Annotated in this window: 10 protein-coding genes; all 10 read right to left on the minus strand. The window is 38.4% G+C overall.

From position 1 onward, the window contains the following. Positions 1–220 precede the first annotated feature (220 nt). The gene (locus ASE92_RS14815; protein WP_056850908.1) at positions 221–775 is read right to left on the minus strand and encodes an RNA polymerase sigma factor; all 555 of its coding nucleotides are present in this window, start codon (positions 773–775) and stop codon (positions 221–223) included. A 129-nt stretch (positions 776–904) separates the two neighbouring features. After that, positions 905–2,788, minus strand: a complete 1,884-nt coding sequence (locus ASE92_RS14820; protein WP_056851201.1) for an alpha-amylase family glycosyl hydrolase — start codon at positions 2,786–2,788, stop codon at positions 905–907. A 136-nt stretch (positions 2,789–2,924) separates the two neighbouring features. Further along, a complete protein-coding gene (locus ASE92_RS14825) occupies positions 2,925–4,301 on the minus strand; it encodes an MFS transporter (RefSeq protein ID WP_056850909.1) in 1,377 nt (458 codons plus the stop codon). A 151-nt stretch (positions 4,302–4,452) separates the two neighbouring features. Then, positions 4,453–6,294: an alpha-amylase family glycosyl hydrolase gene (locus ASE92_RS14830; RefSeq protein ID WP_056850910.1), complete on the minus strand. Its 1,842-nt coding sequence runs from the start codon at positions 6,292–6,294 to the stop codon at positions 4,453–4,455. Further along, positions 6,291–8,609 (minus strand): glycoside hydrolase family 65 protein, encoded by a 2,319-nt coding sequence (locus tag ASE92_RS14835; protein ID WP_056850911.1) that lies wholly within the window; start codon positions 8,607–8,609, stop codon positions 6,291–6,293. The genes ASE92_RS14830 and ASE92_RS14835 overlap by 4 nt, the downstream gene beginning before the upstream one ends. A 120-nt stretch (positions 8,610–8,729) precedes the next feature. Beyond that, on the minus strand, positions 8,730–9,416 hold the full coding sequence (gene pgmB / locus ASE92_RS14840; protein WP_056850912.1) for a beta-phosphoglucomutase: 687 nt from the start codon (positions 9,414–9,416) through the stop codon (positions 8,730–8,732). 179 nt (positions 9,417–9,595) lie between these two features. Continuing rightward, complete coding sequence (locus ASE92_RS14845; protein ID WP_082455081.1) at positions 9,596–11,512, minus strand: glycoside hydrolase family 13 protein; 1,917 nt, start codon at positions 11,510–11,512, stop codon at positions 9,596–9,598. A gap of 61 nt (positions 11,513–11,573) precedes the next feature. Then, on the minus strand, positions 11,574–12,608 hold the full coding sequence (locus ASE92_RS14850) for a SusE domain-containing protein (RefSeq protein WP_056850913.1): 1,035 nt from the start codon (positions 12,606–12,608) through the stop codon (positions 11,574–11,576). A gap of 19 nt (positions 12,609–12,627) precedes the next feature. After that, positions 12,628–14,238, minus strand: coding sequence for a RagB/SusD family nutrient uptake outer membrane protein (locus tag ASE92_RS14855; RefSeq protein WP_082455082.1), 1,611 nt, complete (start codon positions 14,236–14,238; stop codon positions 12,628–12,630). Between the two features lie 13 nt (positions 14,239–14,251). Beyond that, a complete protein-coding gene (locus tag ASE92_RS14860; RefSeq protein WP_056850915.1) occupies positions 14,252–17,218 on the minus strand; it encodes a TonB-dependent receptor in 2,967 nt (988 codons plus the stop codon). Positions 17,219–17,327: the final 109 nt, after the last annotated feature.

The raw sequence follows: 17,327 nt of genomic DNA on the forward strand, positions 1-17,327 counted from the left end.
ACCGATTAGGTAATCTTTTAAATATATTATTCTAAACCAAACTAATTGTAATATCAATTAATCCCTAAATAAAATACTGATACAAATCTAAAGGACGGGCCGTGGGAGCTCGCTGGGATGACGACCAGCGGCGGGCTTTCATTGAAATGCAACAGGTGAATCTTTGGTTAAGGAACGGTGAAGAAAGCAAGTTTGGCTTAATATCCCAGAGCAACCCAATTTATCCCTTAAACTCTTTCCTCAATATTTTGAGCGCATCGTAAATGGTGTTGTAAGCCGTTTTAATGCTTTGGTTAGTTTGTTCAGCAATCTGCTCGTAACTTAAACCCTCAAAAAACTTTAAATGAATCAGTTGTTTCTGACGAAAAGTGAGCTTCTCGAGCGCATTTTTAAGTTGGTGTTTCACCAGTTCATCGCTTTGCACTTTTACAATAAACTCCTCATAACTCATTTCCATCCAATCTCCATCGGCACCAGCGTTTGATAGTGCGTCGTTAATTTTACGCTTTCGCTCGAGGATTCGCAAGAGTTTGCGTTTTAAAAAGGTTCGAAGATATGCCTCTACATTATCTACCCGATTGAGTGTTTCATGCTTTTCCCAAATGTTGGTAAAAACCAGATCCGTGGCTTCGCTGGAAGTATCTGCATCGGCACATACCCGAATTCCAAAATTTACGAGTGGATAATAAAGCGTTCGGTAAAGATCAAAAAACGCATCTCTGTCGCCAGAACGAAGTCGTTCCCATAACAGGTGATGCGTTAATTTTTCGTTCATTTAGGATGAGTTGTTGTTAAAACAATATTAACTAAAAACATCAAGATTATTAAGACCGAAGCCGCACATTTACAGATATAATCGAATTATAGTGTAAAACAGTAGCTTCGAAACGAAATTACAAAAGTGCTATTTCAAAACACTTTTACTGAAAATATGATATTCGCCTGGGGCTAAAGTGGCCGTGTAAGCGTTAGAAGACAAGTTAATGTTGCTGCCAACTGCATCAAACCACGGTCCGGAAGCTCCGAAATCAATGTTTGCAGTTTGGTTAGCCACATCAAAGTTGCCAACAACAATTACCGTATTCGAACCCTCTATAAGTTTGATATACTTAATCCCGCCTGCTAAATTGTAACTTGAACTTGCCGCATTAAAAATAGAATTGTTCTTTTTTAAACGAATAAATTTGGCATAAGCATCAAACAGCGCTTTCCGACCAGTATCGGTGAAATATTCCCATTTGATGGGTTTTTCGCCAGTTCTTCCATTGAAATCGATACTGATATCGTAGCCCAATTCGCCGAATTGCCAGATCATTTTTGGCCCGGGAATAGCGAATAGAAAAGCTGCCGCCATTTCTTCTCTTTTTAAAGACGTAGCTAAATTGCCTTTGATCGAATAAGTGCCAGCGGCATTTCCGTAGGTGAAATTTTTAAAATTTAGGCGCTCTTCATCATGACTTTCACCATAGGTAACCAGGTTCTCAGATTTTGAAAAACCATGATTGGCATAAAATCCCCATTGGAAATTGGAATTTCCTAACCAGCCCATGGTGGCTTCATTCATGTTGTAGTTTACGTTGTTCCAAAGCATCATCCCGTCATCAGCCAACACTTTTTCTTCTGTTGCATCAGCAAAATGTTCTAAAATAACATAGAAATTATTAGGGTCGATGCTTTTGATATAGCCATTGTATTCTTTCCAAATCGCAATTCTGCTTGCATCATAAGCACTCATTCCCGCATCATCTGTAGAAGTTTTTTGGGTGAAGCCTTTTGACAAATCAAATCTAAAACCATCTATTTTGTATTGTTGCATCCAGAATTTCATCACATCTTTAGAAAACTTTTTAGTTGCTGCACTTTCATGGTTAAAGTCGTAACCTACATTATACGGATGTTTTGCATCAACATTAAACCATGGGCTATTTGATGTAGGTTTCGAATTATCAAAATACATTTGTACCATTGGCGATTGACCAAAAGAATGATTCAAAACCAGGTCTAGAATCACAGCAATCCCTTTTCCGTGACACTCATCGATAAAATTTTGCAAGGCCGTTTTGGTTCCATAATATTTATCCGCAGCAAAGTAAAAAGAAGGATTGTAACCCCAGCTTAAATTCCCTTCGAACTCGTTTACCGGCATTAATTCGATGGCATTGATGCCTAAACTTAATAAGTAATCGAGTTTGGTTAACGTAGAAGCATAGCTGTGATCAGTTGTAAAATCGCGGACCAGCAGTTCGTAAATAACCAGATTGTTTTTTTCGGGCCTAGAAAAGCCGGCATTTTTCCAGGTGTAAACCGGTTGATTGGCCTGCATCACACTCACAATTCCCGTAGTTTTTCCTGCCGGATAAGCTTTTAGATTTGGATAAACAGTTGCAGATATATACTTGTCATTATCCGGATCAAGCACTTTTTCACTATAAGGATCGGTAACCTTTAATTTGCCATCAATAAAAAATTGATAAGCATATTCGGTATTTGGATTTAGGTTGTCTACCTGAACCCACCAGGTGTTACCATCTGCAGTTTTTTTCATCACCGAAGCTGTTGCAGACCAATCATTAAATTCACCAATAAGTGAAACTGAATTTTTCCCAGGCGCGTAAAGGGTTACGATTGCCGAAGTTCCGTTGTTAATGAAAGCGACACCATCTTTTGCGCCCGCAGGTAAATCTACCGAGGGTTGGGCCGGAGTTTCTGTTCCGCCCTCTGTCGAAGATTTTTTACACGAGGTATTAAATGCTGTAACCAGCAGTAACAGGTAAATAATTTTTTTCATTTGGTTAGGGTTTAAGGGAGTTTTACCATCGAGCACACAGAGCTTTTCACAGCGTAAACAGAGCAAAATATTCAACTCTGTTTACTTTGCGCCTTTTCTTTGTGTTCTCTGTGGTTACAAATTATTTGCAGAGTTATTAGAACGATCTATTTTCTTCAATAGCCAGTTCTGAAGCTAATGTTTCATCTGTTTTCTTCGGCTCTCTGATAAATAGATAACAAATGATAGCGGCTAAAATCATTAATCCGCCACCCAACTGAACCGCTAAAAGCCTATCATTATTTAAAACATTACGCATTAACCAGCCGAAACCCAGTGATGCAATGATCTCAGGCAAAACGATGAAGAAATTAAATATCCCCATGTAAATACCGATTTTATCTTTTGGTAACGAACCACTGAGCATGGCATAAGGCATGGAAAGAATACTTGCCCAGGCGATACCAACACCAGTCATACACAGGTAAAGCATATTTTTATCATGTACCCAAGCCACACTGATTAGTCCAATTGCGCCACAAAGCAAACAAATGGCATGAGTTGTTTTTCTGCCCAGTGCATCAGCAATTTTAGGTAACACCAATGCAAAAAGGAAAGTAATTACGCTGTAATAGGCCAAGGTTAAACTACCAAAATCTGCTCCCTGGGCATATACAGGATCGGCAGCATCTTTGCCACCAAAAACATTTACCGCCACTGCTGTAGTGTAATAAAACCACATTAGAAATAAGCCTGGCCAGGTAAAAAATTGTACAAGAGAAACGATTTGCATACGCTTAGGCATGTTGCTTAACGCATGGAAGATCTCTTTTGCACCACCTAAAAAACCACTGCTATTTGCTTTCAAATTCTCTTTAAAATCGGGATCTTGTGGTGGGTATTCTTTGGTGGTAAAAACCGTCCACAATACGGCAGCGAAAAAGAAAAATGCACCGATATAAAAAGAGAATTTTACATTTTCAGGAATCTGACCCTGAGCTGCTGTATTCTGTAAATCAAAAACATTGTTCATCAACCAGGGTAAAGCCGAAGCTACACTTCCACCTAAACCAATCATCATGCTTTGCATAATAAAACCGCGATTCACCTGGCTATCTGGCAACTTATCGGTAACAAAAGCACGGAAAGGTTCCATCGCAATATTACCAAATACATCTAAAACCCAAAGTAAGCCCGCAGCCATCCACAAGGCGCTGCTGTGTGGCATAAAAATTAAAGCGATACTGCTTACAATTGCCCCAATCATAAAATAAGGCCTTCTTCTCCCCCATTTCGGGTGCCAGGTTCTATCACTTAGATAACCAATAATTGGTTGAACCAACAAACCCGTTAACGGGGCAGCTAAAAATAATAGCGGAACCTGATCGGGGTTTGCGCCCAGATTTTCGTAAATACGCCCCATGTTGGCACGCTGCAAATCCCAGCCAAACTGAATTCCGAAAAACCCGACACTCATATTGATAATTTGTGCAAGCGTTAGTTTCGGGTTCTCGAATATTGTTTTTAAGCTCATTATATTTGGTTTTTATTTAACCGCAAAGTACGCTAAGTGAATAACGCAAAGGCGCAAATTTTTTTATTGCAATTCCTCGGTATGTGTCCTCACAGACCGAAATGTAAATTTAAAATGGTCTGTAGGGACACAGACCATGAAACTCATCATTCTAAAATTCTATTACTTGTGCCGAAACTGGTACAAGCTTAACGGGTATAGTTGTTCCTGCCGGTATGTTCAGTTTTGTATCCGTTAATAAATCCGTAACCGGAGATGAATTCTTAACTTTCAGTACCTCGTCAGGGATTTGGATGTTCGCCTCCAACGTTAAATTTCTATCGAAATTTGCCACTACCAACAAACGTTGCTTACCAGAGTAACGAATGAAAGCATACATCCGGTTATTCATGTTTCCGCTTTGAGGAATCTCATAAATTTCGCCGTTCAATACTGCATCACTTGCCGATGTAACTTTCAACAGCTGCTTGTAATAAGCTCTCAAATGTTGCTGGGCAGCATTAAGTTTATGTCCATCAAACAAGCCACCATTCATCCATTTTTGATGATTTGGAACACCCCAATAATCGAAGATAGTGGTGCGGTTATCATCTCCGCCATAACCTTCTTTGCCTTTTCCCGGTTCTCCAACTTCCTGTCCGAAATACAACATTACCGGACCAGCACCTAAGGTAGCAGAAACCACCATCGCAGGTAGCGCAAGTTCGGCCTTGCCCGCAAAGCCGGCTGATGCAATCCGTTCTTCATCGTGGTTCTCTAAAAAGCGCAACATTTTTTTTCCAAAACCAGCGCTTTCTTTCTGCCACACGTAACGAATAGCCGAGACATCTGCCCCGGGTTCATTTCTAATCAGCTTTTTTAAGCCATCATATAAACCCACTTTATCGTATAGGTAGTCGAATTTTCCTTCTTCTAAATATTGTTTGTAAACCTGAGGATTGTAAGCTTCACCCAAGAAAATCAAAGTAGGATTAACTTTTTTAACCTGTGGAATAACCCAATTCCAAAATGCTATAGGAATCATTTCGGCCATATCGCACCTAAATCCGTCAACACCTTTATCCGTCCAAAAAACTAAAATATCACGCATCTTCATCCAAACCGGAGGGATGGGATTAAAATATTCTTTTCTACCGTTCAAATGATCAACGCCATAGTTTAGCTTAACGGTTTCGTACCAATCGTCGTATTTTGGAACAGCAGTAAACGCATCGTTGCCAGTAGCCTTTGCCGGGTTTTCGTCGAATTTTCCATCCTGAAGAATAGAAAGCGGTGTTTCTTGCCCGTTAGTAGGCACTACAAGTGGCTGACCAGGGATGTAATAAAAATCATTTTTTGTGCTGAAAGCTTTAGCTACGTCGTCATGAGCACCAAAGTCGATCACATTTTTTGGTTTGGAATAAGAATGGTAACCTCTTGCTACATGGTTTGGAACAAAGTCGATAATGACCTTTAAATTCTTAGCATGCGATCTTTTCACTAACGCTTCAAATTCCTGCATCCGGTTTTTTACATCCACTGCTAAATCAGGATTTACATCGTAATAATCGCGGATTGCATAAGGCGAACCGGCCCTGCCCTTAACCACGTCGGCATCATCAACCTTAATTCCATAATTCGAATAATCAGTTAGGCTTGCATGTGCAATAACGCCCGTGTACCAAACGTAATTTACATGCAACTCTTTGATCCCATCTAGCGCCCTATCAGTGATATCATTAAACTTGCCAGAACCATTTTGCTCAATGGTACCGTAAGGAATATTTGTAGCGTTTTTATTTCCGAATAAACGGGGCAATAACTGATATATAACGATTTGCCTATCGTTCATATTTTTACTCTTTTTTTGTGCAAAGGATGATTGTGAAATTAATAAAATGGAAACCGCAATTATACAAGCTATCGCATTAAGATTGCTTCGTTTCTCGCAGTGACGAGAAATTGAAGCCAATTTCAATACATTTTCCATTTTATGTTTTACCTCTACAATCATACCAATTCCGCGTTATTTACTTCGATTTCTGCGTTTCCAGACAGTTTATAAAACTGATTCTTGATTCCGATTACTAAATCAACAGCGTTATTATTCTTAATATTGATGCTGTTTTCAGTGATATTTATTTTCAAAGTTGCTCCTCTGAAACCAATGGTAAACGAGAACGATTTCCACTGCTTTGGCAAGAAAGGATTAAATTGCAATTTGCCATCGCGAACACGCATACCGGCGAAACCTTCTACCACACTCATCCAGGTTCCGGCCATCGATGTAATGTGTAAGCCATCTTCCGTATCGTTGTTGTAATCGTCCAAGTCTAAACGGGCAGTACGTAAATAGAACTCGTAAGCACGAGCTTCATCATTTAATTTAGCGGCCAAAATACTGTGTACGCAAGGCGATAATGAACTTTCGTGAACGGTACGTGGCTCATAAAAATCGAAGTTTCTTCTGATAGTTTCCAGGTCGTAATCCTCTTCGAAGAAATACAGTCCTTGTAAAACATCAGCTTGTTTGATAAATGGAGAACGCAAAATCCTATCCCAACTCCATTTCTGGTTAATTGGTCTTTCACTTGCTGGTAAATCTTTTACTAAAGTTTGCTCTTTGTCCAAGTAACCATCTTGCTGCAAGAAAATGCCTAAATTTTTATCCTCTGGATAATACATTTTCTCGATGATATCTGCCCAATCAGCAAATTCCTGAGCATCGAAATTTAAGCTTTTTAATAAGCTATTATATTTTTCTGGATGCTGATTTTTCACAATTTCGGCAGCTTCTGTTGCATACCTCATGCACCAGGTTGCTAACAAATTAGTGTACCAATTGTTGTTTACATTGTTCTCATACTCGTTCGGACCAGTAACACCAAGCATTACATATTGCTGTTTTTCCCCGCTCCAGTTTACGCGTTGTTTCCAGAAGCGGGCGATGCCGATGAGCACTTCTAAACCAAAATCTGACAAATAACTTTCATCGCCAGTATAGCGGATGTAATTATAAATCGCGAATGCAATAGCACCATTACGGTGGATTTCTTCGAAGGTGATTTCCCACTCATTGTGGCATTCTTCGCCATTCATGGTAACCATCGGATACAATGCAGCGCCATCTTTAAAACCTAATTTCGCCGCATTTTCAATGGCTTTACCCAATTGTTTGTGGCGATAAACCAACAAGTTTTTGCTTACTTCCTGCGGTGCAGTTGCTAAGTAAAACGGTACACAATAAGCTTCGGTATCCCAATAAGTAGAACCGCCGTATTTCTCGCCGGTAAAACCCTTCGGACCAATATTCAACCGATCATCTTTACCTGTATAGGTTTGAAACAGCTGAAAAATATTAAAACGAATGGCCTGTTGCGCCGAAATATCACCCTCAATAATGATATCGCTTTCCTCCCATTTCGTGGCCCAGGCTTCAGTTTGTTCTTTTAATAACGTACCGAAACCTTTAGCTGTAGCTTTTGCAATAACGGCTTTGGCCTCTTTTAAAAGTGATTCTTTTGCATAATTTTCTGAAGATAAATTCGCTGCGATTTTAATCAAAGTGATTTCCTCATTCGCTTTTACATCAACTGAAAAAGTTTGTCCGACGAATTTTTCTCTCCGAACAGCCTCCGGGTTGATGGAAACTTTATCCGAATTTTTATACAATTCAATATGGCTTCCGGTACAAACTTCAAATTCAGTTTTCTTTGTTCTCAGTTTGATGTAAGCTTCTGTCTTGTTAATTTCATCAGAAACTAAAGTCCAGAATTTCTCATCATAGTTACTGTCCTGATTTTTGATATCACCATCGATGAAAGGCATTAACGTAATTTTGCCATCAAAGTTTAAAGGCTTAATGCTGTAACGGATCGCTCCAACCTCATCATCAGCAATGCTGCAAAAACGAGTTGATTTTACCTTAACAATTTTACCACTTCTAAGTTTGGCAGTGAAAGTGCGCTCCAAAACACCAGCATGCATATTCAAAACACGTTTGAATTCACTTACTTCGGCCGTTGCCAAATCCAAGATTTCATCATCCAGTTTCACTTCGATACCTACCCAATTTGCCGCATTTAAAACTTTAGCAAAATACTCTGGATAGCCATTTTTCCACCAACCCACACGGGTTTTATCAGGATAATAGACTCCCGCAACGTAATTACCTAATAGCGTATCTCCTGAATAAGTTTCCTCAAAATTGGCACGCTGGCCCATACGACCATTACCCAAGCTGAAAATACTTTCTGAGATTTTATTTAAATGTGGATCAAAGCCTTCTTCGATAATACTCCACTCGTCTGCTTTAATGTAATTCTTCATCTTTTATACTTTCATCATTGCGAGGCACGAAGCAATCTCATTTAGAGTGTTCGCCCTCACAATTATATTGAATTCCTTTCATAGATTGCTTCGTGCCTCGCAATGACGGCAGTTGACGTTCTATAACTTTTCTAAATCTTCAACCGTTAATTTATCTAACCCACTTACCACAAGGTCTGCATCGGTAAGCACGCTTTTTTCGCCAATTCCTATGGCCTTCATTCCGCCACGCTTTGCGGCCTCAACACCTGCAACAGCATCTTCAAAAACCACACATTCATCAGGTTTGAAACCTAAAAGCTCTGCACCTTTCAAAAATACCTCAGGATCGGGTTTTGATTTCGTAACCATGTTACCATCTACAATTTCATCAAAGAAATGATCAAGATTGGTACGTTCTAAAATGATTCCTGAATTTTTACTTGCAGAGCCTAAAGCCAGTTTATAGCCCGCCTGATGAATAGCCGTTAAAAAATCAACCGTTCCAGGCAACACTTCAGCAGGAGTCATTTTGGTAATCATATCTACATACCAGCTATTTTTCAAACTGGCAAGTTCTTCCTTCTCCGCATCGGTTTTTTGTACATTACCCCAGGCCAAAATTTTATTTAAGCTTTCTACACGACTTACGCCCTTAAGCTGCTCATTTTGTTCTTCTGTAAAATCGAAACCCATGGTATTTGCCAGGCGTTTCCAGGCTTGGTAATGGTAAACTGCTGTATCTACCAATACACCATCCAAATCAAATAGACAGGCTTTAATTGAGGTTGAAGGTTGTATGTTAAAGGTTGAAAGTTTTTCTTGCATTGTGTTTATATAAGCCCCACCCCAACCCTCCCCAGAGGGGAGGGAGTGCAAAAGCGTTTATGTAATTATCTTAATTCTATTTTATATTTTATTATCCTTTTGTTAAATAACCTTCTTCATTTATTAGTGCTTTGGGTTTTTATAAAGCCCTCCTCTTCTGGGGAGGGTTGGGTGGGGCTTTAATTTAATTCTAAAATCAAGGTTGTTTTTGCTGGCACTTTAACTTCTTTAATTTGGATGCTTTCTCCCGAAATCACATTTTTGGCAGTAGTAATTCCAGTTGTTCTTTCTGCAAATCGCTCTGTATTGAGCGTTTTCTCTTTATTTGTATTATTCACGATAACCATTACTGTACCTTTTGCAGTAGCGTTGTATCTAAAATAAACATAGATATCATCTTCAGGTACAAACTGCATTAATTTACCAGTTTGTAAAGCTGGGCTATTTTTGCGGTAGTTGGCCAAAGTCTTCACAAAATTGAAAGCTTCGTTTTCTTTGTTTGTTCTACCATTGACGATAAACTTATCTTTTTTATCTCCTTGCCATCCGCCAGGAAAATCAGAACGAACCAGACCATCAGGGGCAGAGAAATTTTTCATCAAAATTTCTGTCCCATAATACATCTGAGGGATACCACGCATAGTCAAAAGCATGGCTAAACCCATTTTATATTTCTCAAAATCTTCATTCACTACAGAATAAAAACGACTCATGTCATGATTATCTAAAGCGATACAATTTAATGTGGGGTCTTTGTAAAGAAAATCATGTGCCACCACATCATACAGTCGGTTAATACCATCTGTCCAGCCGTTTTTACCATTCAAAGCTTCGTAAATCCCTTCTTTAACGGCCATGTCGGTAATGCCCGGCAAGTGCGTATCGAAACCACGATTAACAGTATTTCCACCTGTGAAATAAGCCTGGTTGGCTACGCCTGAAACAAAAGTCTCTCCAAAAATAGATAAAGTTGGAAACTCAGCCTTCAATTTAATTGCCCAATCGGCCATGTAAGCTGGATCATTATAAGGATAGGTATCTAAACGTAAGCCATCGATTCCAGCATATTCAATCCACCAAATGTGGTTTTGCGTTAAATAATTTTGAACATAAGGATTGGTTTGATCAAGATCTGGCATAGAAGGAACAAACCAACCATCTAACATTTTTTTACGATCAGCAGCAGATGCGTGAGTATCCATCACGGTTTGATCGCGATAACTGGTTTGTGTATATTTTGGCCATTGGTGCACCCAGCTTTTCATGGGCAAATCTTTGAAAAACCAATGACCCGTACCGATGTGATTATGGACCACATCTTTAATTACCTTCATGCCTTTTGCATGAGCAGCTTCTACATATTTTTTGTAAAGTTCGTTTGTTCCGTAACGAGGATCAATTTTGTAATGATCTGTTACTGCGTAACCATGATAGGAAGCCTTTTCCATATCATTTTCGATTTCTGGAGTCATCCAAACCGTGGTGATTCCTAAATCTTTAAGGTAGTCTAAATGATTAATTACCCCTTGAATATCTCCCCCGTGACGGTAATACATACTATCACGATTGAGTGCTGTTTCTGCTAAGCCTTTAACAACATCATTACTTTTGTCGCCATTCGAAAAACGATCTGGCATTAATAAGTAAATAAAATCTTTTTGCGTTACCCCCTGAATTCTGTCTGCGTTTTTATTGCGGTTCTTTAATTCATATTGGTAACTAAATATTTTTTTTCCTTTAACTGTGAAATTAATCGGGAACGTTCCCGCTTTTACTGTTGAAGAAAGTTCTAAATCCAAAAATAGATAATTTGGATTTTCAACTTTGTTTACCTTAACCAGCTTTACACCTGGGTAAGTTAATGAGATCGTACTGGCAGCAATGTTTTCTCCATGAACAAGCAGTTGGAGTTTCGGATTGTGCATTCCTGCATACCAGAACATTGGTTCTATTCGCTCTACTTTTTGAGCAAAGAGGTTTGCACTTGAAAGAATTAAAAAAGAAAGTGCTACTAATTTTATTCTGGCAGAACGCCAATTATTGGAACAAGCATTAGAAAAGATGGGATGCTGAAGGATAGGTTGGGTTTTGATCATGCTAAAACTTTGAAAGATTGAAAAAGCCCCGCGGTAGTTACCACGGGACAAATTTTAAGAATTAGTTTTTAACAATAGTATAAGTACCACCAGTTACTTTATCTCCTGTTTTAATAACAGTAAGTGTAATGGTATAGGTTCCAGCAGCAGTAACTTTGATGTTATCGCCACCTGTAGTAAGTGTTGCACCACCACCTAAATTAACATCCCACGCATGACCGAAGCGGAATTTAAACTCGCCTACGCCTAATGTGGTTTTGATAGAATAAACGGTAAACTTCCCATCGTTCACACCTTTCATATCGGTATCGTTGTTCCATCCACCTGGTGTAGCATCACCTATAATTGACCATTCATTTGGTGTACCAAAAACGATTGTGTTTTTATTTAAATCAACAGTTACCTGTTTCACAATTGCATCAGGAGATTTTAGGTTATCGCCGGCGCTTGAGCTAATTTTACCGCCACCAGCATCTCCGTAAGCTACATCCCATTTCTTTGCGGGAGTAATTTTGAATTCTAAATTACCAGTAGTATAAGCGATCATACCAGTATAAACACCATTGCTTGATATAGAAATTAAACTATCTGCAGTTGATGGATTCCAACCCTGATAAGCACCTGGCGCATAAATCCATGCAGATGCCAAATAAGGTGTAGCCGTTAACGTTACCACATTAGAGTATGTCAAATCGTTTACCGCAGCTCCTGACTTTAGTCTCACCTCAACTTCTGCAGGTTTACCCACTACCCCGCCAAAAGCGAGGATCATATTATTAACTTCTGTAATGGTTGGGGCATAGCTTTTAGTTGTTACCACCACCTCTTTAGGCGTAGCAAAATTAGTTCCTTTTAAAGCGAACTGTAGCGTTGTACTTACTGGAACTACATAACCAGAAGAAGTAGCCAAGGGATAAGTTAATGTCGTTGCCGGTAACGCTCCGTTAGCTTGAACTAAATTTAATGCGCTAGTTGAAGCAGTAAGCGTACCCGCCGCTGTAACATTAGAAACCGTTCTGGTTTCTTCCTTTTTACACGACCAAAGCGATACTGCAATTAAGCCTAAAGCTAAGGTTTTGAATAATTTTGATTTCATATCTTTTTATCGATAAAGATTAATAGCCTGGATTTTGAACCAAATTCGGATTAGCAATCAAATCTGCATTTGGAATTGGGTATAAGTTGCGATAAGCAGGCACACTCGTTCCAGCTTTTACGCCGCCTTTAAATGGCCACAAGTAAGTAGAACCTGTAAATTTGCCATAACGTATTAAATCTGTACGGCGATGACCTTCCCAATATAATTCGCGACCACGCTCATCTAAATAAAAATCAGTTGTCAGGGCAGCGGCACTCACATTTCCTGAGTTATTGCCATATGCTCTAAAGCGTAAAGCGTTTACATAAGTTAAAGCTTGTGCAGCACTACCGCCAGAACCACCACGAGCAACTGCTTCTCCGTAAATTAAATATTGTTCAGCCAAACGAAATAGCGCAAAATCTAATGAACTGAACGTTCCATTTAAAGATGGTGGTGTGGTGTTAGTTGAAGTAATATTTTTAAATTTAGTAACCTTTAAACCATCATTTGGTGCATCAATTGCATCGATTACCGCTTTAGTTCCTGCAAAAATTCCACGTTTATCTAAAGTACCATTTGGATCAGGGAATAAAGCCGGAAGATTTTGACGTGTACGATTACCTGCCCATCCGCCATTAGGAACGCCGTAGGCAGTAGAAACCATCCCTGCAGCGTCCGGAGCTGTGTAAACCATTGCATTAATTAAAAAAGTTGTTCCGCCATAGTTTGTTCCGTTAACCCCATCATAATTAATAGTTAAGATGTTTTCCGTATTGTTAATATTGTTATCAGCTAAAAACAAATCTCTATAATTTGGTTTTAAAGAATAACTTGACGCAATTACCTTACTCGAGTAAGTAATGGCTTCCGTATATTTCGCAGTGCCTGTATAAACTTGTGCGTTTAAATATAATCTGGCTAATAATGCCCAATCCGCACCTTTATTTGCCCGTCCGTATTCACTTTCGGCACTTCCTGGATTGGCTAAATCACCTTCAATAGCTTTTAATTCAGACTCTACATATGCAAATAATGCTGTTCGGGTGGTTTGTTTAGGATTTACCTTTCCAATTAAATCATTTTCAGTTAAAAAAGGTGGGTTACCAAAAGCATCTAATAAAACCCAGTATTGAAAAGCACGTAAAAAACGAGCTTCAGCACGATAGCGTACAACATTTGTAGCATCTGCACCTGTAATGTTGCGACTAGCCAACTGTTCTGGTGTACTTTGACGAAGATATTCGTTAACTAAAGTGATTTGCGAAATACTTCTTGAGTATAATCCTCTTAAAAATTGGTTATCGGTTGACCAGGTAGAGTTATCTAGTTCAGGAATACCAGTATCGCCCCAATTACATATTGCTTCATCGGTAGTTAATTCTTGACTAGTCCAGAATAACCTTAAAAAATCTGCAAATCCTGAGTTTAAACCACCAACATCGCTGTTATCAGACCCTGATGGACTAGTTAAAGCATAATTTGCATATAATCTAGCCAACCCTTGTTTGTATCCTGCTGGTGTAGCATAAACTACACTTTCTGTTACATCATTAGTTGGAAGTACGTTTAATGACTCTTTTTTACAAGAGTTTAACGACAGCAATACGACTGCCGAGGTTAATATTGTTTTAAATGAGTTTTTCATTTTTATATCTTAATTAAAAGCCAACGTTTAAGCCTAAAGTATATGTTCTTGGTCTAGGATAAAGATTATAATCAATACCTGTTACTAACTCTGGATCAAGCCCTTTGTATTGAGATACGACAAAAACATTTTGGCAGTTTGCTGAAATACGCATTGTGGTATTTCCGTTTTTAGATAATTTACCAACATTATATGCCAGCCCCAAATTATCCATTTTAAGAAACGATGCGTTTCTAATATAATAATCACTTAGAAATTGCGTAGCAGTGAAACCTGTATTTAACAAATCGGTGCTTGCGTTATTTATTACACCTACCGAAGTAAGAATATTAGATCTGACACCATAATTTGATGCCACGTTATCATAAACATAATTGCCAATATTAGCTCTTAAAACGGTATTGATTGTCCATTTTTTATAACTAAACGAAGTATTAAAGCCAAAAGTAAAATCTGGATTAGGGGATTTATAAAAATACTGATCATCCGGTGTAATTGCACCATCACCATTCAAATCTTCAAAAACACCTTCGAGCGGTTTTCCGTTGGAATTATAAACTTGTTTGTAAACAAAATATGAACCCGGAATTTGATTAACTGCGTTGTATTTTAAGTGAACACCAGTACCTCCAGTAATATCTCCTGCATCGATTTTAAAACCAGAATTTGGATTTAAAGTTAGGTTAGTAACCTTTCTTCTGTTATAAGCAGCGTTAATTCCAAAATCCCAATTGATGTCATCAGATTTAATTGCTACAAAGTTTAAACTAGCTTCAGCACCTCTTACATCCATATTTCCAACATTTGTTGTTAATACATTGCTAAAGTTTGTACCTACAGGTATAGTTACTGTGCTTAATAGGTCTTTGGTTTTCTTGTAGTAAACATCTACACTACCGTACAATCTTCCTTGTAAAAAACCATAATCTAAACCAGCATTATAGGTGGTAGTTGATTCCCATTTTAAATCTGGATCATAACCTGCAGGTGCGTAATAGTTATAAAAAGTGTTGCCTATTTGGTATTGACCAGTATTGGAATTAGCATAATATTTAGATAAGTAATCGTAGTTACCGATACCATCTTTATTACCCGTTTCACCATAACTTAATCTTAGTTTCAAATCAGATATTACTTTGCTATCCTTTAAGAAATTTTCACCAATAATTCTCCAGGTAAAACCTGCTGATGGGAAATAACCCCAACGATTGTTTTCAGCAAATTTTGAAGATGCATCAGCTCTCATGGTACCAGAAAGTATATATTTATCAGCTAAAGTATAAACTAACCTTCCGTAGTAGGAAAGTAGCTTGTTTCTTTCAACAGAAAAAGGAAATACCGGAGTTACAAGTGCAACACCTGTACCTGTATAATTTGTAAAATTGTAGCCTGTAGTTGAGATATCATAATAACCATAACCGGCAGTTGCGTCGAATCTACTTTTAATGCTTTCTACGGTATGAGCATAGTTTAAATAAAACTCAGAAAATTTATCGTTACCAGTTCTTAATGCCCGGGAGAAAGATCCTTGAGTTGAAGCACTTTGAGCAGCAAATGTTGGAACCCTAATTGAGCCATAACCTTTAGATACATCATAACCTAAGTTTAAATTGGCATGCAATTCCGGTAAGAAATGGAAAGAATAATCAAACTTAACATTACCAACACTTCTGGCGGCATGGCCATTGTTATCTTGCAACCTAATTAAACCAACAGGGTTACGAGGTGAATTTGGGTTTGGAACCATGTCAGCACCGGTACCTTGTGTCCACTCGTAGTAATTTCCGTAGTTGTTATTCACATTTACAGGCTGCGTTGGATCAAATTGAATGGCGTTCGCAATTGCACCGCCATTTGCAAAATGAGAATCAGTTAATGAACCTTTTAAGTTCAAGTCGATTTTTAAATGATCGTTAAACAATCTAGGTGACAAAGTAATTGAACCCGTTCCACGCTTAAGTTTATCGGTAATTAACAATCCATCCTGATCTAAATATCCAGCAGAAACACGATAAGGAACACCCTTAAATGAACCTGCAATACTTAAATTATTATCAGTTGTAAAGGCTCTTTGATAAATTTCATCTTGCCAATTTGTATTTGCAGTACCCAATAATGCTTTTTGAGAGGCACTACCATTGGCATTTACATAAGCACGAACTTGATCTGCAGAAAGTACATCAACATTTTTAATTACTGTCGCAATAGAATTGTTGGTACTAAAATTAATTACCGGAGCACCAGCACTACCTTTTTTAGTGGTGATTAAAATAACTCCATTTGATGCTCTTGAGCCGTAAATAGCCGTTGCATTTGCATCTTTCAATACTGTAAATGTTTCAATATCATTAGGATTAATTAATGATAAAGGACTTGGTGCATTGTCGATTGTGTTTCCGCTGAATGGAACTCCATCGATCACTACTAACGGATCATTACTGGCGTTAAGTGATGCCCCGCCACGGATACGAATTGTACTTCCAACACCAGGCTGACCGCTGTTTGAGATTACATTTACACCTGCAACTTTACCTTGAATTAATTGTTCTGGTGTAGTAATTGCACCCTTTTGGAAGTCTTTTGAACTTACTGTAGTGATTGAACCAGTTAAGTTTTTCTTTTCGGCAGTACCGTAACCGATTACAACAACCTCATTCAGTTTTTGTGCATCGGGCACCAATTGGAAATTAACCGTGGCATTAGCTGAAACAGATACTGGCTTATCAAGCGTTTGATAGCCAATGAAGCTTGCAGATAAAGTTACAGCACCATTGCTTAAGCCTGCTAATTTGAAAACACCATTAACATCGGTTGAGGTACTCCTTGTTGTTCCTTTTACAACAATAGAAGCACCGGGTAAAGGTTGGCCGGTTTCATCAAGCACCTTTCCGGATACCGATCCGGTTTGTGCTTTTACGATTAATGCTGAAAAAACTAACAGCACTAAAAGCCCCTGTTTAAACAGGTAAAATACTTTCATATTCGAAGCTCTTTTAAGTATATAAATTTGGTTAAATATTATAGTGATTTACACATAGGCCTAATTTACAGCACTTAATGAGATTTCAAAATTTATTTAAAAAATATAT

The sequence above is a fragment of the Pedobacter sp. Leaf41 genome, assembly GCF_001422545.1.
In the GTDB taxonomy this organism is placed as follows: domain Bacteria; phylum Bacteroidota; class Bacteroidia; order Sphingobacteriales; family Sphingobacteriaceae; genus Pedobacter.